This window comes from Nocardioides sp. Z43_10, from assembly GCF_059766615.1.
In genome coordinates this window covers 279,845-304,450 of sequence record NZ_JCBAJY010000002.1, presented here as the reverse complement: position 1 = coordinate 304,450, position 24,606 = coordinate 279,845, and the positions used below count along the sequence as shown (strand labels likewise).

General features: G+C 71.0%; 22 protein-coding genes and 1 riboswitch. Of the genes, 16 read left to right on the top strand and 6 right to left on the bottom strand.

All coding sequences use genetic code 11. From position 1 onward, the window contains the following. Window positions 1-28: 28 nt before the first annotated feature. The gene (locus tag AC6EI4_RS04705; protein ID WP_498450713.1) at window positions 29-1,063 is read right to left on the bottom strand and encodes a Gfo/Idh/MocA family protein; all 1,035 of its coding nucleotides are present in this window, start codon (window positions 1,061-1,063) and stop codon (window positions 29-31) included. A 164-nt stretch (window positions 1,064-1,227) separates the two neighbouring features. Here AC6EI4_RS04705 and AC6EI4_RS04700 point away from each other — a divergent pair, with 164 nt between their 5' ends. From AC6EI4_RS04700 to groL, 8 genes are all read left to right on the top strand, one after another. Then, complete coding sequence (locus tag AC6EI4_RS04700; RefSeq protein ID WP_498424031.1) at window positions 1,228-1,521, top strand: DUF3263 domain-containing protein; 294 nt, start codon at window positions 1,228-1,230, stop codon at window positions 1,519-1,521. Between the two features lie 7 nt (window positions 1,522-1,528). Next, window positions 1,529-2,050 (top strand): LytR C-terminal domain-containing protein, encoded by a 522-nt coding sequence (locus AC6EI4_RS04695; RefSeq protein ID WP_498450712.1) that lies wholly within the window; start codon window positions 1,529-1,531, stop codon window positions 2,048-2,050. Window positions 2,051-2,140: 90 nt separating this feature from the next. Continuing rightward, the gene (gene otsB / locus AC6EI4_RS04690; protein ID WP_498424029.1) at window positions 2,141-2,986 is read left to right on the top strand and encodes a trehalose-phosphatase; all 846 of its coding nucleotides are present in this window, start codon (window positions 2,141-2,143) and stop codon (window positions 2,984-2,986) included. 580 nt (window positions 2,987-3,566) lie between these two features. Beyond that, window positions 3,567-4,022: a hypothetical protein gene (locus AC6EI4_RS04685; RefSeq protein ID WP_498450711.1), complete on the top strand. Its 456-nt coding sequence runs from the start codon at window positions 3,567-3,569 to the stop codon at window positions 4,020-4,022. Window positions 4,023-4,244: 222 nt separating this feature from the next. Further along, window positions 4,245-4,374, top strand: a riboswitch (SAM riboswitch). 11 nt (window positions 4,375-4,385) lie between these two features. Further along, the gene (thrC, locus tag AC6EI4_RS04680; RefSeq protein ID WP_498450710.1) at window positions 4,386-5,678 is read left to right on the top strand and encodes a threonine synthase; all 1,293 of its coding nucleotides are present in this window, start codon (window positions 4,386-4,388) and stop codon (window positions 5,676-5,678) included. 52 nt (window positions 5,679-5,730) lie between these two features. Further along, window positions 5,731-6,009: a MoaD/ThiS family protein gene (locus AC6EI4_RS04675; protein ID WP_498424500.1), complete on the top strand. Its 279-nt coding sequence runs from the start codon at window positions 5,731-5,733 to the stop codon at window positions 6,007-6,009. Window positions 6,010-6,050: 41 nt separating this feature from the next. Next, complete coding sequence (locus AC6EI4_RS04670; RefSeq protein WP_498450709.1) at window positions 6,051-6,902, top strand: ATP-grasp domain-containing protein; 852 nt, start codon at window positions 6,051-6,053, stop codon at window positions 6,900-6,902. Window positions 6,903-7,091: 189 nt separating this feature from the next. Next, window positions 7,092-8,720: a chaperonin GroEL gene (groL, locus tag AC6EI4_RS04665; RefSeq protein WP_498450708.1), complete on the top strand. Its 1,629-nt coding sequence runs from the start codon at window positions 7,092-7,094 to the stop codon at window positions 8,718-8,720. 85 nt (window positions 8,721-8,805) lie between these two features. On the opposite strand, the gene AC6EI4_RS04660 is transcribed toward groL, so the two are convergent. From AC6EI4_RS04660 to AC6EI4_RS04650, 3 genes are all read right to left on the bottom strand, one after another. Continuing rightward, window positions 8,806-9,519 carry a helix-turn-helix transcriptional regulator gene (locus AC6EI4_RS04660; RefSeq protein WP_498450707.1) on the bottom strand — a complete coding sequence of 238 codons (714 nt, stop codon included), beginning with the start codon at window positions 9,517-9,519 and terminating at the stop codon, window positions 8,806-8,808. A gap of 116 nt (window positions 9,520-9,635) precedes the next feature. Further along, entirely contained in the window at window positions 9,636-11,051 is a 1,416-nt protein-coding gene (locus AC6EI4_RS04655; protein WP_498450706.1) for an MFS transporter, read from the bottom strand. Then, on the bottom strand, window positions 11,051-12,349 hold the full coding sequence (locus AC6EI4_RS04650; RefSeq protein WP_498450705.1) for an MFS transporter: 1,299 nt from the start codon (window positions 12,347-12,349) through the stop codon (window positions 11,051-11,053). The genes AC6EI4_RS04655 and AC6EI4_RS04650 overlap by 1 nt, the downstream gene beginning before the upstream one ends. Window positions 12,350-12,642: 293 nt before the next feature. On the opposite strand from AC6EI4_RS04650, the gene AC6EI4_RS04645 reads away from it, so the two are divergent. The 4 genes from AC6EI4_RS04645 to narI are packed head-to-tail and all read left to right on the top strand — an operon-like array spanning window position 12,643 to window position 19,481. Next, window positions 12,643-16,338, top strand: a complete 3,696-nt coding sequence (locus tag AC6EI4_RS04645; protein WP_498424506.1) for a nitrate reductase subunit alpha — start codon at window positions 12,643-12,645, stop codon at window positions 16,336-16,338. After that, on the top strand, window positions 16,338-18,008 hold the full coding sequence (narH, locus tag AC6EI4_RS04640) for a nitrate reductase subunit beta (RefSeq protein ID WP_498450704.1): 1,671 nt from the start codon (window positions 16,338-16,340) through the stop codon (window positions 18,006-18,008). The genes AC6EI4_RS04645 and narH overlap by 1 nt, the downstream gene beginning before the upstream one ends. Then, the gene (narJ, locus tag AC6EI4_RS04635; protein ID WP_498450703.1) at window positions 18,005-18,754 is read left to right on the top strand and encodes a nitrate reductase molybdenum cofactor assembly chaperone; all 750 of its coding nucleotides are present in this window, start codon (window positions 18,005-18,007) and stop codon (window positions 18,752-18,754) included. Before narH ends, narJ begins: the two co-directional genes overlap by 4 nt. 1 nt (window position 18,755) lies before the next feature. After that, window positions 18,756-19,481, top strand: a complete 726-nt coding sequence (gene narI, locus AC6EI4_RS04630; RefSeq protein ID WP_498424490.1) for a respiratory nitrate reductase subunit gamma — start codon at window positions 18,756-18,758, stop codon at window positions 19,479-19,481. Between the two features lie 129 nt (window positions 19,482-19,610). Here narI and AC6EI4_RS04625 read toward each other — a convergent pair whose 3' ends face one another. After that, window positions 19,611-20,081 carry a hypothetical protein gene (locus tag AC6EI4_RS04625; RefSeq protein WP_498450702.1) on the bottom strand — a complete coding sequence of 157 codons (471 nt, stop codon included), beginning with the start codon at window positions 20,079-20,081 and terminating at the stop codon, window positions 19,611-19,613. After that, window positions 20,078-20,368, bottom strand: a complete 291-nt coding sequence (locus tag AC6EI4_RS04620) for a helix-turn-helix transcriptional regulator (RefSeq protein ID WP_498450701.1) — start codon at window positions 20,366-20,368, stop codon at window positions 20,078-20,080. The genes AC6EI4_RS04625 and AC6EI4_RS04620 overlap by 4 nt, the downstream gene beginning before the upstream one ends. Window positions 20,369-20,501: 133 nt before the next feature. On the opposite strand from AC6EI4_RS04620, the gene AC6EI4_RS04615 reads away from it, so the two are divergent. The 4 genes from AC6EI4_RS04615 to AC6EI4_RS04600 all read left to right on the top strand — a co-directional run bounded on the left by AC6EI4_RS04615 (window position 20,502) and on the right by AC6EI4_RS04600 (window position 24,596). Continuing rightward, a complete protein-coding gene (locus AC6EI4_RS04615; RefSeq protein ID WP_498450700.1) occupies window positions 20,502-21,074 on the top strand; it encodes a nucleotidyltransferase family protein in 573 nt (190 codons plus the stop codon). Window positions 21,075-21,275: 201 nt separating this feature from the next. Further along, window positions 21,276-22,304: an AAA family ATPase gene (locus AC6EI4_RS04610; protein WP_498450699.1), complete on the top strand. Its 1,029-nt coding sequence runs from the start codon at window positions 21,276-21,278 to the stop codon at window positions 22,302-22,304. Further along, on the top strand, window positions 22,301-23,464 hold the full coding sequence (locus AC6EI4_RS04605; protein WP_498424482.1) for a vWA domain-containing protein: 1,164 nt from the start codon (window positions 22,301-22,303) through the stop codon (window positions 23,462-23,464). The genes AC6EI4_RS04610 and AC6EI4_RS04605 overlap by 4 nt, the downstream gene beginning before the upstream one ends. Continuing rightward, the gene (locus tag AC6EI4_RS04600) at window positions 23,457-24,596 is read left to right on the top strand and encodes an XdhC family protein (protein WP_498450698.1); all 1,140 of its coding nucleotides are present in this window, start codon (window positions 23,457-23,459) and stop codon (window positions 24,594-24,596) included. Before AC6EI4_RS04605 ends, AC6EI4_RS04600 begins: the two co-directional genes overlap by 8 nt. Window positions 24,597-24,606 lie beyond the last annotated feature (10 nt).

The following is a 24,606-nucleotide window of genomic DNA, read 5'->3' as shown; positions in this document are numbered from 1 at the left end:
GGTCCACACGCATGTGACCCACGGCGCGTCAGCGCTCGTCGGGGTAGCGGACGCCGATCTGGGCACGCAGGTCGTCGAGCTGGCGCATCAGGGTGAGGGTCTGCTCGTGGGGGACCAGCGGGCTCTCCAGGAGTCCCGCGCGCAGGCAGCGGCCCGCCTCGGCGATCTCGTTGCCGTACCCGCGTCCCAGCACCGGCTCGTCGGTGGTGATCGCGACCGGCTCGGTGTGCCCGGCCTGGTCCGCGCCCGCGGCGTCGTACGGCGTGAAGGTCACGCGGGTGGGGTGGTGGAAGTCGGCGACGTCGATGCGGCCCAGGTCGGTGGCGATCGCCGCGGCGCGCGAGGACCACGAGGTCATCGACGCCGACATCGTGGCCAGCGCTCCGCCGGGGTAGCGGCCGGTCACCACCACGTCGAGGTCGATGCCCCGGTCGGAGAGGGAGGCGGTGCCGTGCAGGTCCTCGGCCGCGCCGAGCATCAGGTGGGCGAAGGTGAGCGGGTAGATGCCCATGTCGAGCAGGGTGCTGGCGCCCAGCGCGGGGTCGAGCATCCGGTCGTCCTCGGAGGCGTCGACGCGGAACCCCAGCTCGGCGTGCAGCATCCGCGGGGTGCCGAGGCGGCCCGAGGCCAGGACCCGGCCGAGCTCGCGGACCAGCGGGTGGCAGGCGGTCCACATCGCCTCCATCAGGAACAGGCCGCGGTCGCGGGCCAGGGCGATCATCTCCTCGGCCTCGGCGACGTTGAGGGTCAGCGGCTTCTCGCAGAGCACATGCTTGCCCGCCTCCAGGGCGAGCCGGGCGTCGGCCAGGTGGCGCGCGTGCGGGGTGGCGACGTAGACCACCTCCACGTCCGGGTCGGCCACGAGGTCGGCGTACGAGCCGTGCGGGGTGACGCTCTCGGGGTCCGCGCCCACCTCGGCGATGAACTCCCGGGAGCGCTCGGCGCTTCGCGAGCCGACCGCGACCAGGCGCGCGCCGGGGGTGGCGGCCAGGTCGTCGGCGAAGCTGTGGGCGATCTTGCCGGTGGCCAGGATGCCCCAGCGCACGTCGGTGTCGGTGCTCATGCGCCGAGGCTAGTGGCACGGATCTCGCGCGGCACCTCCGCTCGCCGAGCGACGCGCGGGGATCGAATGACACCGTTGTGGTTCGTCGCCTAGAGTGGGACCTCAGCACCTCGTATCTCGTTCGCCCACGGCCGAGAGCCAGACGCACCACCGGGAGACCTTGCATGGACGCCGCAAACGCCTTCCAGGGCCACGAGGCCCCGGAGCAGAGCCTGTCCGACCGCGACCGCGAGATCCTGGAGTTCGAGCGCCAGTGGTGGAAGTACGCCGGCGCCAAGGAGCAGGCGGTCCGCGAGAAGTTCGACATGTCCTCGACGCGCTACTACCAGGTCCTCAACGCCCTCATCGACAAGCCGGCCGCCCTCGAGGCGGACCCGCTGCTGGTGCGCCGGCTGCGCCGACTGCGCGCCGCCCGCCAACGGCAGCGCTCGGCCCGCCGGCTCGGCTTCGACGTCTGAGGCCGCGGTGACTCTCCTTCCCCACACCCCCCGGCGCGACGAGCGCGGGGTCGCCCTGCCCTCCCCGCTGGTGATGCTGAGCGTGGTCGCGGTCGCGATGGCCGGGGTCGCCTTCGTCGCCACCCAGGACGACGGCTCCGGCGAGACGGTCCAGGTCGTCTCCCAGCCCGAGGCCACCACCTCGCCGACGCCCACCCCCAGCACCGCGCCGGCGCCGGCGAAGAAGAAGCCGGTGAAGAAGGCGCCCGCGGTCAAGCGCGGCGAGGTCTACGTCGAGATCTTCAACAACTCCGGCATCACCGGGCTGGCCGGGACCACGGCAGGCAAGGCCTCCGGGGCCGGTTGGAAGGTCGTCGGCTCGGACAACTGGGTCGGCACGATCCCGGCGTCCACGGTCTACTTCCCTCCGCGCCTGGAGGCGGCCGCCACCATGCTGGCGCGCGACCTGGGGATCAAGCGGCTGATGCCCGCCGTCGCGCCGATGCGCTTCGACCGGCTCACCGTGATCCTGACGGCCGACTACAGCTGAGCGGTCCGACACGGGCTGAGGCCTCAGGGCTTTGCCCAGCGCAGCCTCGCTGGCTGCGGTGGGCGTCCGGTTCCGTGATTGGCTGTCACCATGGAGTTCACGTCCCCTGAGGGCGAGCAGCGCTACGCCGCCCTGGTCCGCGTCGCCGAGTCGGTCGTGGTCGGTCTCGACTTCGACGGCACGCTGTCGCCGATCGTGGACGACCCCACCGAGGCGCACATCCACCCGGACGCCCCCGAGGTGCTGGTCGGCCTGGCCGACGTCGTGCGCGCCATCGCGGTGATCACCGGGCGGCCGGCCCGCCAGGCGCTCGCGCTCGGCGGTCTCGACGAGGTCGGCGACCAGCTCGGCGGCGCCGGTCGCGAGCTCTACCTGTTCGGCCAGTACGGCAACGAGCGCTGGTCCTCGACCAACCGCCGGGTGATCTCGCCGCGCCCCCCGCACGGGCTCTCGTCCTTCATCGCCGCCCTTCCTGCCACGCTGCGCCGCGCCGGCGCTGCCGACGCCTACATCGAGGAGAAGGGGCTCGGCGTCGCCGTGCACACACGCCGCCTGGCCGACCCCGCCGGCGCGTTCGCGCAGCTGCTCGCCCCGGTCTCGAAGCTGGCCGAGAGCTACGGTCTCGCGGTGGAGCCGGGGCGCAACGTGGTCGAGGTCCGCTCGCCGGGCATGCACAAGGGCAACGCCGTGCACCTGATCGCCGAGGAGGTCGGCGCGGGGGGCTTCCTCTTCGCCGGTGACGACCTGGGCGACGTCGAGGCCTTCCGCGCGGTCGCCGAGCTGCGCGAGGAGGGGCTCGCCACACTCCTGGTCTGCTCAGCCTCCGAGGAGCAGAGCGCCCTGGTGGAGCTCGCCGACATCGTGGTGAAGGGCCCCGACGGCGTGATGGAGCTGCTGCGCCAGCTCACCGCGGACGCGCTCAACGCGGGCGGCTGAGGGGCGGGTCTTCCGGGGCGGCCCGGGCCGGGGCGGGCCGGGGCGGGCCGGCGGGCCGGCGCCGTGCTGCGCCGTACTGGCCACACGGAACCCGTACTTTCCACACGTTGCGACACGTGGGAAGTGTGGGTTTCACGAGTTAACTCGTGGTCCCGCCGACACCGATAACCCCAACGGACTAGCCAGTCCCGCCAGCCCCATGCGCGCAGGCTCCGACCGCACGCTGGGACCCCCTCGCCCCGCTGCGCCGTACTGGCCACACGAAACCCGTACATCCCACACGTTGCAACATGTGGGAAGTGCGGGTTTCACGAGTTAACTCGTGGTTCCGCCGACACCGGCCGCCCCAGCCGGCGATCCAGCCTCACCGGTCCCACCCGCGCAGGCTCCGGCCGCGTCCCCTCTCGTCGCGGTCCGGTCACGGAAGCTCCGCCCCTCAGGGCCACAGGACTGGCAGGATGGACCCCGTGCCCAGCGACCAGCCTTCCCCGGCAACCCGACTCCGCTCAAAGCGTGCTCAAGGGTGGGACGGGACATGCAGGTGAGGGACGCAGCCGCGCCGCGCCGGGTGTCAGGAAGGTTGATCGCCACCTACCTGCTGGCCGGCCTCGCGCTGGTGGCAGTGGTCGTCTTCGTCGTCGCGACCTTCGCGTTCGCATTCGGTCAATGGCGGGCCGGCTGGGCGGTGCTGCTCTCCGCGATGCTCACGATCCTTGCCCTCGTCTTGGGGATCATCGTGTCCCCGTTTACGCGGCCCGGACAGCGGCCTGCCGCACGACCTGCCCTACCGCGGCCCTACCGCGACATCCACGTCTCCCGCAGCGGAGGCTTCTCCCTCGGTGTCGTCGCGAGCACCGGCGAGCCCTACCTCTCCATCCCGGTGAGCAACGGGGGCGTCGAGTTCGAGGTGTACTACCGGCTCACCCCAGATGAGTACGCCGCGCTCGCGGCGGACGAGGCTGCCGGGGCGCGGTTCGCCGATCGATGCCGGCGGCGCGAGCTCGACGACCGCCTCCTGCACGGCCGCGGCGAGTAGCGGAAGTCCGATCCGGAGCGGTTCAGCGCAACGCCGACGGCGCGCGCGGCCCGTCGCCCGGCTGCGCCGTACTGGCCACACGAAACCCGTACATCCCACACGTTGCAACATGTGGGAAGTGCGGGTTTCACGAGTTAACTCGTGGTCCCGCCAGCCCCCACCACCATCTCGCATGTTGGTCACGATGTGCACATCGTGAGACGGCGGCCGTAGGCTCGCGGCAGCTCATCGAGAGGGACTGAGGGAACGGCCCAGTGAAGTCCCGGCAACCGCCACGTTCTCCCTGCTTCGGCAGTCGTGGAAACGGTGCTAATTCCGCCCACGGCGAGGTACGTCGCGGGGAAGATGAGGAGGAGGTCACTCATGAGCGCTGTTGACACGTCGGTCCGAACCGAGACCGCACCGTCCGGCACACCTGTCCTGCGCGAGGGCGCGTTCGGCAACGCCACCGGCCTCGCCTGCCGCGAGTGCGGTCACGCGATCGCCCTCGGCCCGCACTACGCCTGTCCCGAGTGTTTCGGCCCCCTAGAGATCGCCTACGACTTCCCCGCCGTGACCCGCGCCGAGATCGAGGCGGGGCCGCGCAACATCTGGCGCTACAAGGCGCTGCTGCCGGTGCCCGCGGACATCGAGGAGAGCCCGAACATGGAGCCCGGGTTCACCCGGCTGCTCAAGGCCCACAACCTCGGGCGCCAGCTCGGCATCGACAACCTGTGGGTCAAGGACGACTCGACGAACCCGACGAACTCCTTCAAGGACCGGGTCGTGGCCTGCGCACTGTCCGCGGCGCGAGAGTTCCACAGCAAGGTCTTCGCCTGTCCCTCGACCGGCAACCTCGCCAACGCGGTGGCCGCTGCCGGTGCCCGGGCCGGGATCAAGACCGTGGTCTTCATCCCCTCGGACCTGGAGAAGCCCAAGCAGGTCAACTCCGCGGTCTACACCGACGCGCTGGTCGCCGTCGAGGGCAACTACGACGACGTCAACCGGCTGGCCTCCGAGATCGCGGGGGAGGAGGAGGGCTGGGCGTTCGTCAACGTCAACGTGCGGCCCTACTACGCCGAGGGCTCCAAGACCCTGGGCTACGAGATCGCCGAGCAGCTCGGCTGGCGCCTGCCCGACCAGGTCGTCATCCCGGTCGCCTCCGGCTCCCAGCTCACCAAGGTCGACAAGGCCTTCCAGGAGCTGATCGCGCTCGGCCTGGTCGAGGAGAAGCCCTACAAGATCTACGGCGCCCAGGCCACCGGGTGCTCGCCGGTGTCGGTGGCGTTCAAGGACGGCAAGAACGTGGTGCGCCCGGTGCGCCCCGACACGATCGCGAAGTCCCTGGCGATCGGCAACCCCGCCGACGGTCCCTACGTGCTCGACATCTGCCGGCGCACCGGTGGCGCGGTCGAGGACGTCAGCGACGACGAGGTACGCGAGGGCATCCTGCTGCTGGCCCGCAACGAGGGCATCTTCACCGAGACCGCCGGCGGCACCACGGTCGCGGTGCTGAAGAAGCTGGTGGAGACCGGCCAGCTGGACCCCACACTGGAGACGGTCGTGATCAACACCGGCATGGGGCTCAAGACCCTCGACGCGATCTCCGACCAGGTGGGTCCGGCGGCCACCATCGCTGCGTCGTACGCCGCGTTCTCGGCCACCGGCATCGCCTGACCCGGCGCCGCAGCCCACCCAGCACCGTCCGCCCGCACCAGAGGAGCAGCACATGGGCGTTTCCGTCCGCATCCCCACGATCCTGCGCACCTACACCGGAGGGGAGTCCGAGGTGAGCGCCCAGGGCGGCACCCTGGGCGAGGTGCTCGACGACCTGGAGAGCAGCTACGCCGGGATCCGCGCGCGGATCCTCGACGACGCGGGCCAGCTGCGCCGCTTCGTGAACGTCTACGTCGGCAACGAGGACGTCCGCTTCCTCGACGACCTGGCCACGCCGACCCCGGACGGGACCCAGATCTCGGTGATCCCGGCGGTGGCCGGCGGCTGCTGAGGGATCCGCACCAGGGGCCCGACGGCGCCTAGGCTGGCCCGGTGCCCGACGTACTGCTGGTGACGTTCCCGCTGCTGCCCGACGGCGAGCCGCAGGGCCAGCTGCTGGTGGCGGCGCTGGCCGCCCGGGGGATCGGGGCGCGCTGGGTCTGCTGGGACGACACGACGATCGACTGGGCGGCGGCTGACCTGGTGGCAGTGCGGTCGACCTGGGACTACCACCGGCGGCTGCCGGAGTTCCTGGCCTGGGCCCGGGGCGTGGAGCAGCGCACGAGACTGCTCAACGGCGCGGACGTCTTCGCGTGGAACGCCGACAAGGCCTACCTCGCCGAGCTCGCCGACGACGTCCCGGTCGTGCCCACCGCGCTGCTCGACGATTCCCACCTGCGCCCGGGGCTGCAGGCCGCGATCGAGGAGCACGGCACGGTGGTGGTCAAGGCGCGCACCGGCGCCGGTGGCGTCGGGGTGGTGGTGGCCGACAGCGCCGACGACGCGAGGCTCGCCGGTCTCAGCGCCGGCCCGTGGATCGTGCAGCCGCTGGTCGAGTCGGTGCGCAGCCGCGGTGAGAGCTCGGTCTTCGTGCTCGACGGCCGCGCGGTCTCCCAGGTCGACAAGCTGCCGGGCGGGGACGAGATCCGGGTGCACGAGGCGTACGGCGGCTCGTCGCGCCCGGTCCCGCTGGACCCGGAGCTGGCCGCAGCCGCGCAGGCGGCGCTCGCCGCGGCCGGGCGCAGGCTCGGTCGCGAGCTGCCTTACGGCCGGGTCGACCTGATGTCCTACGGCGGCCGGCCGGTCCTCAGCGAGCTGGAGCTGATCGAACCCGGCCTCTACCTCGACGTCGTGCCCGACAACGCGGAGGCGTTCGCGGCCCTGGTGGCCGCCTCGTTGCCCTGAGGGCTTTGCACTCGCCTTGCTCGAGTGCTAAACATGACGTTGGCACTCTCGTGATGAGAGTGACAGACACCGGACCGGTGAGTTGAGGTCTGCAGCGTCGGCGGGAAGGGTTCGCCGGTACGGCCAGATCGTCCGTCGCGGGCAACGACCCGGTCCGACACTCTCTAGCGTGAAGGAATCGCAGGAGACATGGCAAAGCTGATTGCTTTCAACGAGGAGGCCCGGCGCGGCCTCGAGCGTGGCATGAACACGCTCGCCGACGCCGTCAAGGTCACTCTCGGTCCCAAGGGCCGCAACGTCGTTCTCGAGAAGAAGTGGGGCGCCCCCACGATCACCAACGATGGTGTGTCCATCGCCAAGGAGATCGAGCTCGAGGACCCGTACGAGAAGATCGGCGCAGAGCTGGTCAAGGAAGTTGCCAAGAAGACCGACGACGTCGCCGGTGACGGCACGACGACCGCGACCGTGCTGGCTCAGGCCATGGTCCGCGAGGGTCTGCGCAACGTGGCCGCGGGTGCGAACCCGATGGGCCTCAAGCGCGGCATCGAGCAGGCTGTCGAGGCGGTCTCCGCCCAGCTGCTGAGCATGGCGAAGGACGTCGAGACCAAGGAGCAGATCGCCTCCACAGCCTCGATCTCCGCTGCTGACACCACGGTCGGCGAGATCATCGCCGAGGCGATGGACAAGGTCGGCAAGGAAGGCGTCATCACCGTCGAGGAGTCGAACACCTTCGGGCTCGACCTCGAGCTCACCGAGGGCATGCGCTTCGACAAGGGCTACATCTCGGCGTACTTCGTCACCGACCCCGAGCGGATGGAGACGGTCCTGGAGGACCCCTACATCCTGATCGCCAACTCGAAGGTCTCGAACGTCAAGGACCTGCTGCCGCTGCTCGAGAAGGTCATGCAGTCCGGCAAGCCGCTGGTCATCATCGCCGAGGACGTCGACGGCGAGGCTCTGTCCACGCTGGTCGTCAACAAGATCCGTGGCACGTTCAAGTCCGTCGCCGTCAAGGCTCCGGGCTTCGGCGACCGCCGCAAGGCCATGCTGCAGGACATCGCGATCCTGACCGGTGGCCAGGTCATCTCCGAGGAGGTCGGCCTCAAGCTCGAGTCGGCCGGCATCGAGCTCCTCGGTCAGGCCCGCAAGGTCGTCATCACCAAGGACGAGACCACGATCGTCGAGGGCGCCGGCGACGCCGGCCAGATCGAGGGCCGGGTCAACCAGATTCGCGCCGAGATCGAGAAGTCGGACTCCGACTACGACCGCGAGAAGCTGCAGGAGCGCCTGGCCAAGCTGGCCGGCGGTGTCGCGGTGATCAAGGTCGGCGCGGCCACCGAGGTCGAGCTCAAGGAGCGCAAGCACCGCATCGAGGACGCCGTTCGCAACGCGAAGGCCGCCGTCGAGGAGGGCATCGTCGCCGGTGGTGGCGTCGCGCTGGTCCAGGCTGCCGCGATCGTGTTCCCGAAGCTCGAGCTCGAGGGTGACGAGGCCACCGGCGCGAACATCGTGCTGAAGGCCACCGAGGCCCCGCTCAAGCAGATCGCGATCAACGCCGGCCTCGAGGGCGGCGTCGTGGCGGAGAAGGTGCGCAACCTGACCCCCGGTCACGGTCTGAACGCGGCCAACGGCGAGTACGTCGACATGATCGCCGAGGGCATCATCGACCCGGCCAAGGTGACGCGCTCCGCGCTGCTGAACGCCGCGTCGATCGCTGCGCTGTTCCTCACCACCGAGGCCGTCGTGGCCGACAAGCCGGAGAAGTCGGCGCCCATGGGCGGCGACCCGTCCGGCGGCATGGGTGGAATGGACTTCTGAGTCCAGCTCCTCCCGCACAGCACCACCAGCAGGGCCCTGGTCTTCGGACCGGGGCCCTGTTGGCGTCCCAGGGGGCCCGGGAGGCTCAGCCGGCGTCCGGCCCCGGCACGGGCGGTACGACGAGGCGACAGGCCCCGGGCTCGGCGAACGGCTCCAGCGCGCTGCCCTCCGCGCTGGCGCCGTACTCCGCCAGCACGCCGCGGACCAGGCCCAGGTGGACCGAGCACACCACCTCGGGCTGCCGGTAGGCGACCTCGAGCAGCGGGCAGCGGGTGAGCCGGACGTGTTCGGGGCGCCCCTCCTCGGGGGAGGGGTCGAAGCCGAGGTCGTCGAGGAGCTCGACGACCTGCGCACGGGCCTGCTCGGCGGGCACCGGCGAGGCTCCGCGGTCGCGGGCCAGCTGACGGCCCCAGCGCTCGCCGGCCTCGGCGGCGTCGTGCTGCGGGGCCGGGCTGTGGCGCGCGATGGTGACGGCCAGCGCGGAGGCGAGCCCGGCGTACTCCGAGCGTGCGGGGTCCTCGGCGACCGACTCGTAGAGCCAGGCCGGCCGGCCCCGCCCCGACGGTCGCGCCCGGGTGCGACGGACCAGCCCGCGGCGGACCAGCCCGTCGAGGTGCTCGCGCACGGTGTTGGGGTGCAGGCCGGTGGCGGCCACGATCGCGGCCTGGGTGGTGGGGTCCGGCTGGTCGTGCAGCTTGGCCAGGATCGCGGCCCGCGCCGGGGACAGGGGGCGCGAGGTGCCCAGCCGGGGCCCGAAGCCGGCGGGGCGATCCGCCGGGGACCACGAGACGTTTTCCACGGATCCCACAGTAGTAAAACCCCGGGAACGACGCGAGCCGCCGGCCGGATCCGGGGTGACCGGTCCAGCCAGCGGCTCGTCTCAGCTGCTTCGCGCCAGCGCGAAGCGCTGTGCGCTCAGGAGGGCTTGGGTGCCCCCGGGCGTGCGTAGCGCATCCAGGTGATCGCGATGCACATCGCCGCGAAGGCAGCGCCGATGTAGTAGAAGGTCTCGGGCGCCATGATCGTCAGGCCGATGCCGAAGAAGAACGGCCCGAAGGCGGCGATCGCCGCGGTCCAGCCGATCACTCCGCCGGCCTGGCGGCGCTCGAAGATCATCGGCATCTGCTTGAACGTCGAGGCGTTGCCGATGCCGGTGAACAGGAAGATCGCGAGCATCCCGTAGAGGAACCTGTCGAAGTCCGCGTCGAGCGCGGCCGCCGAGCTGGTGTCGGGGGTGAGGTGCATGCTCGTGTAGATGATCGAGGCGAGGATGCCGATGCCGCTCACCAGGGTCCACTTGGCGCCACCGAGCTTGTCGGTGAGCGGGCTGAACAGCACCCGGGCGCCGGCGCCGACCAGCGGGCCGAGGAACGCGAACTTCACCGGGTCCGGGATCGAGTAGCCCTCGATGAGCATCTGGGTGGTGCCGTCGGAGAGGATCGTGGCGATCTCGGTGTTGCCGGCGCCGTACAGGTTCTTGATCATCAGGCCGAACTGGCCCGACAGGCCGGCGAAGGTGCCGAAGGTCATGATGTAGAGCAGCGTCATCCACCAGGTGTCCTGGTTCTTGAAGATGTCGAACTGCTGGCGCACGTTGGCCTTGATCGGGACGCTCTTGAGCATCGTCCAGGCCAGGAACGCGCCGATCAGGACGAACGGCACGTAGACGTACGTGGCGTTCTGGTACCAGACCTCCTGCGAGGCCTTCCCGGGCACGCTCTCGAGCTGCGAGGAGCCGAGGAAGCCGACCATCGAGAAGCCGATGATCCACGGCGTCACGAACTGGACCAGCGAGACGCCGAAGTTGCCGATGCCGGCCTGCAGGCCGAGCGCGGTGCCCTGCATCCGGCGCGGGAAGAAGTACGAGGTGCTCGGCATGAAGCCGGAGAACGCACCGCCGCCGATGCCGGACATGAACGACAGGATCAGCAGCGTCGTGTACGACGTGTCCGGGTTCTGCACCGCGATCGCCCAGCCGACGAGCGGCAGCAGCAGCAACAGGGTGGTCAGCGTGACGAGCTTGCGGGTGCCGAGCATCGGCGGCAGGACCATCCAGGTCAGCCGCAGCAGACCGGCGGAGAGGCCGGGCAGCGCGACCAGCCAGTAGAGCTGGTCCTTGGTCAGGTCGAAGCCGAGGTTGCTCAGCTTCGGGGCCAGCGCGCTGGCGATGAACCAGGAGGCGAAGGCGAGGGTGAGGGTGAACGTGGTGATCGACAGGGTCCGCCAGGCGAGCGCCTTGTCCCAGGTCTCCTCGTTCTCCGGGTCCCAGGCCTGCAGCCATTCCTTGCCGCTGCGAGCGGCGTCGGGGGCGGACGGGGGGGAAGTGGTCATCAGACTCGTGCCTCCATGGCATTGGGCTTCTCGAAGTGACCTGCCAACTCAGGGGACTCGTTGTGCAGCATGTGCACCACGGTCCAGTGCATCCAGATCGCACAGACCAGAGTGAGCAGGAAGAGGACGAAGAACGTGGCGGACGGCAGGCCGGTCCACGACGTGGTGTAGGCGAACAGCGGCGGGAGGAAGAACCCACCCAGCGCGCCCAGCATCCCGACCAGGCCGCCGACGGAGCCGACCTCGCCGGGGAAGTACTCGGGGATGTGCTTGTAGACCGCGGCCTTGCCGATGCCCATCGAGCAGCCGAGCAGGAAGACGAGCCCGACGAAGGGCCACAGGCCGATCGAGTAGGGCAGCACCTCGGCGATGCCGGAGGGGTCGGTCTTCTCGGAGACCTCCACGACCACGTGGCCGTTGGGCATCATCAGCAGGAACGTCGAGACCAGCATGATCGCGAAGGTCCAGTACATCACCCGGCGCGCGCCGAGCTTGTCGGAGAACCAGCCGCCCAGCGGGCGCAGCAGGCTGGCCGGGAAGATGAACGTCGCGGTGAGCAGCGCGGCCTTGGTCAGCGAGATGTCGAAGTTGTCGACGTAGTACTTCGGCAGCCACGAGGACAGCGCGACGTACGCGCCGAAGACGGCGACGTAGTAGAGGCTGAAGCGCCACACCCGCAGCTGCTTGAGCGGCACGAGCTGCTCGCGGATCGGGCGGCCCGCGCCGGGCTTGCGGTCCTGGCGGGGGGTGCCCACCCACAGCGCCACCGCGATGACCAGCAGCAGCACGGCGTAGATGACCGGGATCATCCGCCAGCCGCCCTCGACGAAGCCGAAGTAGGTGCCACCGGCGGTGGCGGTGATCAGCACCGGGCCGATGAACTTGGTGACCGAGGCGCCCACGTTGCCGGCGCCGAAGACGCCGAGCGCGAAGCCCTGGCGCTGGCGCGGGAACCACGCCGAGTTCCAGGCGATGCCGGCGGTGAAGGCGTTGCCGGCGAAACCGACCGCGAAGGCGAGCAGCAGGAGCATCCCGTAGCTGCCGGCCTGGGCGACCAGGTAGGAGAAGAGCGCGGTGGCCAACAGCAGGCCGATGAACACGACCCGGCCGCCGAAGCGGTCGGCGGCGATGCCGGCGGGCAGCCGCCACAGCGAGCCGTTGAGGATGGCCACGGCGGAAAGCCACGAGAGCTGGACGTCGGAGAGACCGAACTCGTCGCGGATCGGGATACCGAGGATGCCGAACATCATCCAGGCCGCGAACATCAAGGTGAACGCGATCGTGGAGAGGCTCAGCACGCGACCGGCGCCCGGGGGGACGGGCGCCGGAGCTGTTGCAGTTGGTGCTTGTGAGACGGGTGGGGCTGACACTGGATTCTCCGGTCTGCTTGCATGGGGGTCGGCAAGGTAAAGCGGACGTCGCTAAGCATCGGGGTACTCAGCTCCGTGGATATAGGGACATTCGGCCCGTTCTGGCCAGGATAGGGTCCCTATCCAGGCTGGCAGAAGGGCCCTCAAAGGCCCGCAGGCGAGGGGAGAGAAACGTGAGCACTGAGGTCCAGCCCGAGGGAAAGCGGAGCAAGCAGGCGGGAATGGACGGCGGGTTCTCCGACGCCATGGTGCGCAGCCGGCGGTTCTTCACCAAGGCCAAGGTCAGCGCGGACCTGCGCACCCTGCACCGCACGGGTGGGCGGGGGGCCGACGACTTCTACCGCGACCGCTGGAGCCACGACAAGGTCGTCCGCTCCACGCACGGGGTCAACTGCACCGGCTCCTGCTCGTGGAAGGTCTACGTCAAGGACGGGATCATCACCTGGGAGACCCAGCAGACCGACTACCCCTCGGTCGGCCCGGACTCGCCGGAGTACGAGCCGCGCGGATGCCCCCGCGGCGCGGCGTTCTCCTGGTACACCTACTCGCCGACCCGGGTGCGCTACCCCTACGTCCGCGGCGTGCTCCAGCAGATGTACCGCGAGGCCAAGTCCCAGCACGGCGGCGACCCGGTCAAGGCGTGGGCGCACATCGTCGACAACCCCCAGCGCGCGAAGGCCTACAAGTCGGCCCGCGGCAAGGGCGGCCTGGTCCGGGCGAGCTGGGAGGAGGCCACCGAGATGGTGGCGGCCGCCTACGTGCACACGATCCGCAAGTGGGGCCCCGACCGCGTGGCCGGCTTCTCGCCGATCCCCGCGATGTCGATGGTCTCGCACGCCTCGGGCGCCCGCTTCACCTCGATGATCGGCGGCTCGATGCTGTCGTTCTACGACTGGTACGCCGACCTGCCGGTGGCCTCGCCGCAGGTCTTCGGCGACCAGACCGACGTGCCGGAGTCCGGCGACTGGTGGGACGCCGGCTACCTGATCATGTGGGGCTCCAACGTCCCGGTCACCCGCACCCCCGACGCGCACTGGATGACCGAGGCGCGCTACCGCGGCCAGAAGGTCGTCGTGGTGGCCCCCGACTACGCCGACAACGTGAAGTTCGCCGACGAGTGGCTCGCGATCGCGCCCGGCACCGACGGCGCCCTGGCGATGTCGATGGCGCACGTGATCCTCAAGGAGTTCTTCGTCGACCGGCAGACGCCGTACTTCACCGAGTACACGAAGAAGTACACCGACCTGCCCTACCTGGTCGCCCTCGACGAGGTCGCCGGAGAGGGCGCCGGCGTGTTCCGCCCCGGCAAGTTCCTCACCGCCTCGGACCTGCCCGAGCACGCCGGCGAGGAGAACGCCCACTTCAAGACCGTGCTCGTCGACGCCCGCACCGGGCAGCCGGTGGTCCCCGGCGGGTCGCTGGGGCACCGCTTCGGCGAGAGCGGAGCCGGACACTGGAACCTCGAGCTCGGTGACGTCGACCCGCAGCTGAGCCTGCTCGAGCCCGGCGCCGAGACGGTGCTGGCCGAGCTGCCCCGCTTCGACAACGTCGACGGCACGCCGGGCTCGCTGACCCGCGCGGTGCCGGTACGGCGCGTGGCCGGCCGGCTGGTCACCACGGTCTTCGACCTGATGCTGGCCCAGTTCGGCGTCGGGCGTGAGGGGCTGGCCGGCGACTACGCGACGTCCTACGACGACGCCAGCGCGCCGTACACCCCGGCCTGGCAGGAGACCGTCACCGGCGTCTCGGCCTCGGCCGCGGCGCGGATCGCGCGGGAGTTCGCGCAGAACGCCGAGGAGTCCAAGGGTCGCTCGATGATCCTGATGGGCGCCGGCACCAACCACTGGTTCCACTCCGACACGATCTACCGGGGCTTCCTCGCGCTGACCACGCTGACCGGCTGCCAGGGCGTCAACGGCGGCGGCTGGGCCCACTACGTCGGGCAGGAGAAGTGCCGTCCGGTCACCGGCTGGGCGCAGCTGGCGTTCGGGCTGGACTGGATGCGCCCGCCGCGGCAGATGATCCACACCGCGTACTGGTACCTGCACACCAACCAGTTCCGCTACGACCACTTCGCCGCCGACGTGCTCTCGGCGAAGACCGGCAGCGGGAAGCTGGCCGGGATGAGCACCGCCGACGTGATCGCGAAGAGCGCGCGGATGGGTTGGATGCCGTCCTACCCGACGTTCAACCGCAACCCGATCGAGGTCTCCGCGGAGGCCGCCGCCGCCGGCCGGCCGGTGGCCGAGCACGTGGTCGAGCAGCTCAAGAGCGGCGAGCTGCGCTTCGCCGCGGAGGACCCCGACTCCCCGGAGAACTTCCCGCGGATCCTGTCGATCTGGCGCGCCAACCTGCTCGGCTCCTCGGGCAAGGGCAACGAGTACTTCCTCAAGCACCTGCTCGGCACCGACAACTCGCTGCGCGCCACCGAGGCGGCGCCGAGCCAGCGGCCCACCGAGGTCGACTGGCACGAGGAGGCCCCCGAGGGCAAGCTCGACCTGCTGCTGACCCTCGACTTCCGCCAGACCAGCACGACGATCTTCTCCGACGTCGTGCTGCCGGCCGCGACGTGGTACGAGAAGCACGACCTCAACACCACCGACATGCACCCGTTCATCCACTCGTTCAACCCGGCGATCGCGCCGCCGTGGCAGACCCGCACCGACTGGGACGCCTGGCAGGTGATCGCCGACAAGTTCAGCGAGCTCGCGGCCACCCACCTGGGCACCCGCAAGGACGTCGTGGCGGTGCCGCTGCTGCACGACACCCCGGACGCGATGGCCAACCCGCACGGCGTGGTGGCGGACTGGAAGCACGGCGAGTGCGAGCCGGTGCCGGGCGTGACGATGCCCAAGATCGTCGAGGTGGAGCGCGACTACGCCGCGATCGGCGCGCAGATGAAGGCGCTCGGTCCGCTGCTGGACAAGCTCGGCACGACCACCAAGGGCGTCACCTACGACGTCACCAAGTCCATCGAGTACCTCAAGCACAAGAACGGCACCGTGCGTGGCGGCCCGGCCGACGGGCGCCCGTCGCTCAAGCGTGACGTGCACGCCTGCGAGGCGATCCTCGCGCTGTCGGGCACCACCAACGGCCACCTCGCCACCCAGGGGTTCAAGACCCTGGAGAAGCGCACCGGCACGCTGCTGCACGACCTGGCGGCCGAGCACGAGGGCAAGCAGATCACCTTCGCCGACACCCAGGCGGCGCCGGTGCCGGTGATCACCTCGCCGGAGTGGTCGGGCTCGGAGACCGGCGGGCGGCGCTACTCGCCGTTCACGATCAACGTGGAGCGGCTCAAGCCCTGGCACACGCTCACCGGGCGTCAGCACTTCTACCTCGACCACGACTGGATGACCGAGCTGGGCGAGTCGCTGCCGGTCTACCGGCCGCCGCTGAACATGGGGGCGCTGTTCAGCGAGCCCGCCATCGGCGAGATGGGGGAGTCGCACGGCCAGCTCAGCGTGACCGTGCGCTACCTGACCCCGCACAACAAGTGGTCGATCCACTCCGAGTACCAGGACAACCTGTTCATGCTCTCCCTCTCGCGGGGCGGGCAGACGATCTGGATGAGCGACAAGGACGCCGAGAAGGTCGGCGTCGAGGACAACGACTGGATCGAGGCGGTGAACCGCAACGGCGTCGTCGTCGCGCGGGCGATCGTCTCGCACCGGATGCCGGAGGGCACCGTCTACATGCACCACGCACAGGACCGGCTGATCGACGTACCGCTCGCGGAGACGTCGGGCAAGCGCGGCGGCATCCACAACTCGCTGACCCGGATCCTGGTCAAGCCCAGCCACCTGATCGGCGGGTACGCCCAGCTGGCGTTCGCCTTCAACTACCTCGGCCCCACGGGCAACCAGCGCGACGAGGTCACGGTCATCCGCAAGCGCTCGCAGGAGGTGACCTACTGATGAAGGTCATGGCTCAGATGGCGATGGTGATGAACCTCGACAAGTGCATCGGGTGCCACACCTGCTCGGTCACCTGCAAGCAGGCGTGGACCAACCGCGCCGGCACCGAGTACGTCTGGTTCAACAACGTGGAGACCCGGCCCGGCCAGGGCTACCCCCGCACCTACGAGGACCAGGAGGAGTGGAAGGGCGGCTGGGAGCTCAACAAGCGCGGCCGGCTCAAGCTCAAGGCCGGCGGCCGGATGAAGAAGCTGGCCACGATCTTCTCCAACCCCAAGATGCCCTCGATCCAGGACTACTACGAGCCCTGGACCTACGACTACGCCACGCTCACCGACGCCCCGGCGCAGGAGCACACCCCGGTGGCGCGGCCCAAGTCGCTGCTCACCGGCAAGAACATGAAGATCGAGTGGTCCTCGAACTGGGACGACAACCTCGGCGGCTCCAAGGCCACCGAGAAGCACGACCCGATGCTGGCGAAGATCGCCGACAAGGTGAAGTTCGAGTTCGAGCAGACCTTCATGTTCTACCTGCCGCGGATCTGCGAGCACTGCCTCAACCCGTCGTGCGCCGCGTCGTGCCCGAGCGGGGCGATCTACAAGCGCTCCGAGGACGGCATCGTGCTCGTCGACCAGGACAAGTGCCGCGGCTGGCGGATGTGCGTGTCGGGCTGCCCCTACAAGAAGATCTACTTCAACCACCGCACCGGCAAGGCCGAGAAGTGCACGTTCTGCTTCCCGCGCATCGAGGTCGGCCTGCCCACGGTGTGCTCGGAGACCTGCGTGGGCCGGCTGCGCTACATCGGCCTGGTGCTCTACGACGCCGACCGCGTGCTGGAGGCGGCCTCGGTCGAGGACGACCATGAGCTCTACGAGGCACAGCGCTCGGTGCTGCTCGACCCCAACGACCCCGAGGTGATCCGGGCCGCCGAGCGCGAGGGCATCCCGCGCGACTGGATCGACGCCGCCCAGCGCTCGCCGATCCACGCGCTGATCAACACCTTCAAGGTGGCGCTGCCGCTGCACCCGGAGTACCGGACGATGCCGATGGTCTGGTACATCCCGCCGCTCTCGCCGGTCATCGACGTGGTCAAGGAGACCGGCGAGGACGCCGAGGACACCGACAACCTGTTCGCGGCCATCGACGCCCTGCGGATCCCGATCGAGTACCTCGCCGAGCTCTTCACCGCCGGTGACGTGGCGCCGGTCGACCGGGTGCTGAAGAAGCTCGCGGCGATGCGCTCCTACATGCGCGACATCAACATGGGCCGCGAGCCGAACGCGGCGATCCCGGCCGCGGTCGGGATGAGCGAGGAGGAGATGTACGACATGTACCGCCTCCTGGCGATCGCGAAGTACGACGAGCGCTACGTCATCCCGGCGGCGCACGCCGAGCAGGCGCACTCGCTGGAGGAGCTGGCCACCGAGTGCTCGCTGGACTACGACGGCGGGCCGGGGATGGGCGGCTCGGGTCCGTTCGGGGAGGGGTCGGGGGCGCCCACGCCGATCGCGGTGGAGAACTTCCAGATGCTGCGCGATCGCCAGACCGCCGACTCGTTCGCCGCGCCGGACAACAAGAGCGCCCGGGTCAACCTGCTCAACTGGGACGGCAAGGGGGCGCCCACGGGGCTGTTCCCGCCCAAGCCGGACAGTGAGGGCGGGGCGCGATGAGGACCCGGCTGCGGCCCCGCCCACGGGCGGGACGCCGCGCGCTGACCTCCGAGGAGCTGACGCTGGCCTGGCAGTCGGCCTCGCTGCTGCTGGACTACCCCGGCGACGAGCAGGACCTCGACGTCGTACGCCGGGCGGTGCCGCACCTGCCGGCGAGCGTCGGGGAGCCGCTGGCCCGGTTCCTGGCCCACCGCGACGCCACCGACCTGCGCCAGCTGCAGCAGGACTATGTGGAGACCTTCGACTCGCGGCGACGCTGCAACCTGTTCCTCACCTACTTCGCGCACGGGGACACCCGCAAGCGGGGGATGGCGCTGCTGCGCTTCAAGCAGGCCTACCAGGCCTCGGGCGTCGAGCTCGACGACTCCGAGCTGCCCGACCACCTGTGCGTGGTGCTCGAGTACGCCGCGTGCGTGGACCAGGAGCAGGGCCGCCAGCTGATGCTCGACCACCGCGCCGGCCTGGAGCTGCTGCGGATCGCGCTGAGCGACCTGGGCTCGCCCTGGGCCGAGGTGATGGAGGCGGTGTCCGCGACGCTGCCGCCCCTGGAGGGCGAGGAGCGCGAGGCCGTGCGCCGGCTCGCCGCCGAGGGGCCTCCCGAGGAGGAGGTCGGCCTCACGCCGTACGGAACGCCGCAGTTCGACGCGGCGCTGAGTGACCGGATGGGGGGCCGACGGATGCCCCCGCCGACCGGCGGGGTCGTGGACCTGCCGATGCCCTCCCTGCCGACCCGACGAGGAGCCTGACATGGACCAGTTCCTGTGGGTGGTCTTTCCCTACCTGTGCCTGGCGACCTTCGTGGTCGGCCACTTCTGGCGCTACCGCTACGACAAGTTCGGCTGGACCACCCGGTCCTCCCAGCTCTACGAGGACCGGATGCTGCGCCTGGGCTCGCCGCTGTTCCACTTCGGGATGCTCGGCGTCGTCGGCGGTCACGTGATCGGCCTGCTGATCCCGCGCTCGTGGACCGAGGCGGTCGGCATCGACGACCACCTCTACCACTATCTGGCGGTCGGCGGCGGCCTCGTCGCCGGCATCGCGGCCACGGTCGGGATGGTCATCCTGATCTACCGCCGGCGCACCGTGGGGCCGGTGTTCTCGGCGACCACGCGGATGGACAAGGTCATGTACGCCTTCCTCGGGGTGGTGATCTTCCTCGGGATGTGGAACACCATCGCGGGCTCGATCTTCACCCTGGGCGGGGAGTACAACTACCGGGAGGGGGTGTCGGTCTGGTACCGCTCCTTCCTGGCGTTCACGCCCGACGCCGCACTGATGGCCGAGGCGCCGATCGGCTTCCAGCTGCACGCGCTGACCGCGTTCATGCTGTTCGCGCTGTGGCCCTTCACCCGGCTGGTGCACGTCTTCAGCGCTCCGGTGGGCTACCTGACCCGGCCCTACATCGTCTACCGCAGCCGTGACGACCAGCTCGGCAGCCACCGCCCTCGCCGAGGCTGGGACAAGGTCGGCTGACGAGTCGGCGTGAGCTCGCGTCGTACGGCGGTCGAGTCGGCGCGAGCTCGCGTCGTACGGCGGTCGAGTCGGCGCGAGCTCGCGTCGCACGGGGGGCGAGTCGGCGTGAGCTCGCGTCGGCCGCTCGGCTCAGAGGCCGTGCTCGTCGAGCTCCGCGGCCTGGAGGCGCGTTCGCCAGGCGAGCAGGAACGTCGGCGTCGCGGCGGTGAGCAGCAGCGCCGCCAGAACGAGCGGCCCGAGCTGGTCGAGCAGCTCGGTGCGCCCGCGCTCGGCCAGCCGGTCGGCGGTCACGGCGAGCGGGTACAGCACGGTCAGCGAGCCCAGCGCCACGGCGTAGCCGGCGTTGCGGGCCAGGTTGCGTTGGGCGAGCTCGTACTCGTCCACCTCGTCGACTCGGCGCTCGGCGATGTCGCCGATCAGCTTGCGGCAGCCCAACCAGCAACCGCCCAGCACCAGGAGACTGGCGCCCCCCGCCCAGCCGTAGGGCTGCTGCTGGGCCGCGATGAGGGCGACGAACACCAGCCAGGCGGCCGTGCCGACCAGAGCGGTCGTGGGGGCCAGCGAATGGCGACGGGTCGGGGTCAGCGTCTGCTTGGTCATGTCGGCTCCTCCTGAGAGTTCTGGGGGCTCTGGGTTCGGTAGCCCGCGGTGATCGACGGGAACGGCTCCCGGCTGAAGATCGCCTCGATCGGTACGCCGAACACCTCGCAGATGCTCATCGCCAGGTGAAGGCTGGGGGAGTGGTCCCCGCGTTCGAGGGCACCGATCGTCTGCGGGTTGACGCCGACTCGCTCGGCCAGTGCGGCCCGCGAGAGGGCCCGCTCTGCGCGCAGCACCGCCACGCGGTTGTGGATCGGTCTCGCGTCCTTGCGCCTACGCCCTGTCACGCGTCGAACTTAGGTGGAGAAACATTAGGCCGTCAACACATATCGTCGGAAAAACAGAACGAAATGTTGCGTAAACCCAACGCTGTGGATTCCCGGCCACCCTGAGGTGGCCGGGCTGTGTGAGGCTTGGCCGGTGACCACCGGACTACTCCTCGCAGCCGGAGCCGGGCGTCGGATGGGGACTCCCAAGGCGCTCGTGCGCGACGCGGACGGTACGTCGTGGCTGCTGCGCAGCATCGCGGCGCTGCGCCTGGGGGGATGCGCCGGCCTCACGGTGGTGCTCGGCGCAGCCGCCGCCGACGCCCGCGCCCTGCTGGACGAGGCCGGTGAGGACGTCGACGTGGTTCTCGCCCACGACTGGGCCGAGGGAATGGGCGCCTCCCTGTGCGCCGGCCTCGCCTCGCTGGGGTCCGCAGAGGACGTCGCCCTCGTCTCCCTCGTGGACCTGCCCGACGTCGGACCCGAGGTCGTCGCCCGCCTGCTCGCCGCGGGGCCGGCTCCTGGGCCCACGACCCTGCGGCGCGCGTCGTACGCCGGCGTGCCCGGGCACCCCGTGCTCCTCGGCCGTGCGCACTGGGCCGGCATCACGTCCAGCGCCACCGGGGACCGCGGGGCGCGGGAGTACCTGGCCGCCCGCGAGGTGAGCCTCGTGGAGTGCGCCGACCTGGCCACCGGGCGCGACGTGGACACCCCCGGCCACGCCTGAGCGCCGACTCGGCGCCCCTACGTCGCGAGTTCACGCCGACTCGGCGCCTGTACGGCGCGAGTTCACGCCGACTCGGCCCGGATACGTCGCGAGTTCACGCCGACTCGGCGCCTGTACGGCGCGAGTTCGCCGACTGGGTGGGGTGGGGTTCGTCAAGTGCTGCCAACCGGGATCCAACGTGCGGCTGAGTAGCCTTGCCGGATGCAGTCCCCGTCACACTCCTCCGGTCCGGTCGCGCCTCCCGTGGAGCCGGTGCGCCCGGCCGGCTCGGCCCACCCTCTCGGCGCCGCGTCCGCCGCCACCGCGTCCGCCACCCCGGCGTCCGCCGCCTCGATGCCCCCGGCGGCCTCGGCGTCCTTCGCCGACCCCGCCGACGTCGCGCAGCGGCTCTCGGCCACCGGCTACGTCACCGACGAGTCGCTGGCGACGGTGCTCTTCCTGGCGCTGCGGATGGAGCGTCCGCTGCTGCTGGAGGGCGAGCCCGGGACGGGCAAGACCGCGCTGGCCGAGGCGCTGGCGCAGGTGCTCGGGGTGCCGCTGATCCGGCTGCAGTGCTACGAGGGGATCGACGCCACCCAGGCGCTCTACGACTGGGACTTCCCCCGCCAGATCCTGCACCTGCGGGCCCTGGAGGCGACCGGCGCCGCCGGCCACGGGGTGGAGGAGGCCGAGAAGACCCTCTTCAGCGAGCGGTTCCTGCTGGCGCGCCCGGTGCTGGCCGCCCTGCAGGCCAGCCCGGCGGTGCTGCTGGTGGACGAGGTGGACCGCGCCGACGACGAGTTCGAGGCGTTCCTGCTCGAGGTGCTCTCCACCTACCAGGTGACGATCCCCGAGATCGGCACCGTGAAGGCCGCGACCCCGCCCATCGTCGTGCTCACCTCCAACCGCACCCGCGAGCTGCACGACGCGCTCAAGCGGCGCTGCCTCTACCACTGGATCGACCACCCCGGCCTGGAGCGTGAGGTGGAGATCCTGCGCACCCGCTCCCCGGAGGTCTCCGAGACGCTGGCCCGCCAGGTGGTCGTCGCCGTTCAGCAGCTGCGCGAGGGCCACGACCTGCTCAAGCCGCCCGGGGTCGCCGAGACCCTCGACTGGGCCCGCGCCCTGACCATGCTGGGCGCCGAGGACCTCGACCTCGCCACCGCCTCGGCGACGCTCGGCGCGCTGGTCAAGTACCGCGAGGACCACGACCGGGTCCGCGCCGCGCTCGATCGGATGCTGGCCGGGTGACGAGCGCCGCGCAGGCCGGCACCGTCGGCGGCGCCGACGCGATCCTGCTCGGGTTCTCCCGGGCGCTGCGGGCGGCCGGGGTCGCCGTCACCCAGGACCGTGCGCACGCCTTCCTCGACGCGGTCGCCCTGCTCGGACTCGGCGACCGGCCCGCGACCTACCGCGCCGGGCGCGCCACCCTGTGCGGCAGCCCCGAGGACCTCGAGCGCTACGACCAGGTCTTCGAGGCCTGGTTCAACCCCCGCGACGCCCTGCCGCGCCCGCGCAGCTCCGACGACCCACCGGCGCTCTCCTTCGCCTCCCTGCCCGAGCGTGAGCCCGAGGGCGGCGAGGACGGCGACGGCGAGGAGCCCGACGCGGTGCGCGCCGCCGCCAGCGCCGTCGAGATCCTGCGCCACCGCGACGTGGCCACGCTCTCGGTCGCCGAGCGGCAGCGCCTCACCGCGCTCTTCGCGCGGCTGCACCCGCGGGCCCCGACCCGTCGTACCGCCCGGCACCGCACCTGGCGCCGCGGCGACATCGACGCCTCACGGACCCTGCGTGCCAGCCTGCGCCGGATGGGCGAGCCCGCCGAGGTGGTCCGGCGTCGGCGCGGGCTGCGCGCGCGTCGGGTGGTGCTGCTGATCGACGTCTCCGGGTCGATGGAGGCGTACGCCGACGCGCTGCTGCGCCTCGCGCACCGCTTCGCCTGCGCCCAGAGCACGACCCGCGGGGGGCGCGTCACCCGCGGCGGGGTCGAGGTCTTCACCATCGGCACCCGGCTCACCCGGATCACCGAGGCGCTGCGCCTGCGCGACCCCGAGCGAGCGCTGGTGGCCGCCGGTGCCACCGTGCCCGACTGGTCGGGCGGGACCCGGCTCGGGGAGTCGCTGAAGGTCTTCCTGGACCGCTGGGGCGCGCGGGGGATGGCCCGCGGAGCCGTGGTGGTCGTGCTCAGCGACGGCTGGGAGCGCGGCGACACCACGCTGCTGGCCGAGCAGATGGCGCGGCTGCACCGGCTGGCGCACCGGGTGGTGTGGGTCAACCCGCACCGCGGCAAGGCCGGCTACGAGCCGGTGCAGCAGGGCGTGGTGGCGGTGCTGCCCCACGTCGACGACTTCCTCGCGGGCCACTCGCTCGCGACGTACACGGAGCTGGTGGAGGTGGTCGCACGTGCGTGAGGTGCTACCGGAGCTGATGGGCTGGTGGGAGGCCGGCGAGACGGTCGGGATGGGCACCGTGGTGGCCACCTTCCGCTCGGCGCCGCGCCCGCCCGGCGCGTCGATGCTGGTCGGGCCGGACGGGACGGCCGTCGGCTCGGTCTCCGGGGGCTGCGTCGAGGGCGCGGTCTACGAGGCCGCCCAGCAGGTCGCCGCGGACGGGACACCGCTCCTGGAGCGCTACGGCGTCTCCGACGACGACGCGTTCGCGGTCGGGCTGACCTGCGGCGGCATCCTCGACGTGTACGTCGAGAAGGTGAGCCGCGAGACCTTCCCCGAGCTCGCCGAGATCGCCGCCGACGTCGAGGCCGGCCGTCCGGTCGCCGTCGCCACCGTCGTGGACCACCCGGACCCCGCGTGGGTCGGTCGGCGGATGCTGGTGCGCCCCGAGGACTCCACCAGCCAGGTCGTGGAGCGCAGCGGCTCCCTGGGCAGCCCGCGCGCGGATGCGGCCGTACACGACGACGCGCTCGGCCTGCTCGCCTCCGGGCACAGCGAGGTGCTGGGCTACGGGCCGGACGGGGAACGCCGCGGCGAGGGCATGCGGGTCTTCGTGTGGGCCTTCGCGCCCAAGCCCCGGATGCTGGTCTTCGGCGCGATCGACTTCGCCGCGGCGGTGGCCCGGGTGGGCAGCTTCCTGGGCCACCACGTGACCGTCTGCGACGCCCGGCCGGTGTTCGCCACCAACAGCCGCTTCCCGCACGCCGACGAGGTGGTCGTGGACTGGCCGCACCGCTACCTCGAGGCGGAGGTCGAGGCCGGGCGCATCGACGGGCGCACGGTGATCTGCGTGCTCACCCACGACCCCAAGTTCGACGTGCCGCTGCTCGAGGTGGCGCTGCGCCTGCCCGACGTGGCCTACGTCGGGGCGATGGGGTCGCGACGCACCCACGAGGACCGGCTGGCCCGGCTGCGCGAGATCGGACTGGGCGAGGTCGAGCTGGCCCGGCTGTCCTCGCCGATCGGACTCGACCTCGGCGCGCGCACCCCGGAGGAGACCGCGGTGAGCATCGCCGCCGAGATCATCGCCCGGCGCTGGGGCGGCTCGGGTGAGCCGCTGGCTGCGACGCGGGGGCGCATCCACGGCGAGTGAGCGCAGGCCT

Excerpts from the sequence above, each read along its gene's own strand:
- otsB (WP_498424029.1), top strand. The coding sequence starts at position 2,141 with ATGGAGTTCACGTCCCCTGAGGGCGAGCAGCGCTACGCCGCCCTGGTC.
- AC6EI4_RS04610 (WP_498450699.1), top strand. The coding sequence starts at position 21,276 with ATGCAGTCCCCGTCACACTCCTCCGGTCCGGTCGCGCCTCCCGTGGAG.
- AC6EI4_RS04625 (WP_498450702.1), bottom strand. The coding sequence starts at position 20,081 with ATGACCAAGCAGACGCTGACCCCGACCCGTCGCCATTCGCTGGCCCCC.
- groL (WP_498450708.1), top strand. The coding sequence starts at position 7,092 with ATGGCAAAGCTGATTGCTTTCAACGAGGAGGCCCGGCGCGGCCTCGAG.
- AC6EI4_RS04655 (WP_498450706.1), bottom strand. The coding sequence starts at position 11,051 with ATGACCACTTCCCCCCCGTCCGCCCCCGACGCCGCTCGCAGCGGCAAG.
- AC6EI4_RS04645 (WP_498424506.1), top strand. The coding sequence starts at position 12,643 with ATGGACGGCGGGTTCTCCGACGCCATGGTGCGCAGCCGGCGGTTCTTC.
- AC6EI4_RS04675 (WP_498424500.1), top strand. The coding sequence starts at position 5,731 with ATGGGCGTTTCCGTCCGCATCCCCACGATCCTGCGCACCTACACCGGA.
- narJ (WP_498450703.1), top strand. The coding sequence starts at position 18,005 with ATGAGGACCCGGCTGCGGCCCCGCCCACGGGCGGGACGCCGCGCGCTG.
- narH (WP_498450704.1), top strand. The coding sequence starts at position 16,338 with ATGAAGGTCATGGCTCAGATGGCGATGGTGATGAACCTCGACAAGTGC.
- AC6EI4_RS04705 (WP_498450713.1), bottom strand. The coding sequence starts at position 1,063 with ATGAGCACCGACACCGACGTGCGCTGGGGCATCCTGGCCACCGGCAAG.
- narI (WP_498424490.1), top strand. The coding sequence starts at position 18,756 with ATGGACCAGTTCCTGTGGGTGGTCTTTCCCTACCTGTGCCTGGCGACC.
- thrC (WP_498450710.1), top strand. The coding sequence starts at position 4,386 with ATGAGCGCTGTTGACACGTCGGTCCGAACCGAGACCGCACCGTCCGGC.
- AC6EI4_RS04700 (WP_498424031.1), top strand. The coding sequence starts at position 1,228 with ATGGACGCCGCAAACGCCTTCCAGGGCCACGAGGCCCCGGAGCAGAGC.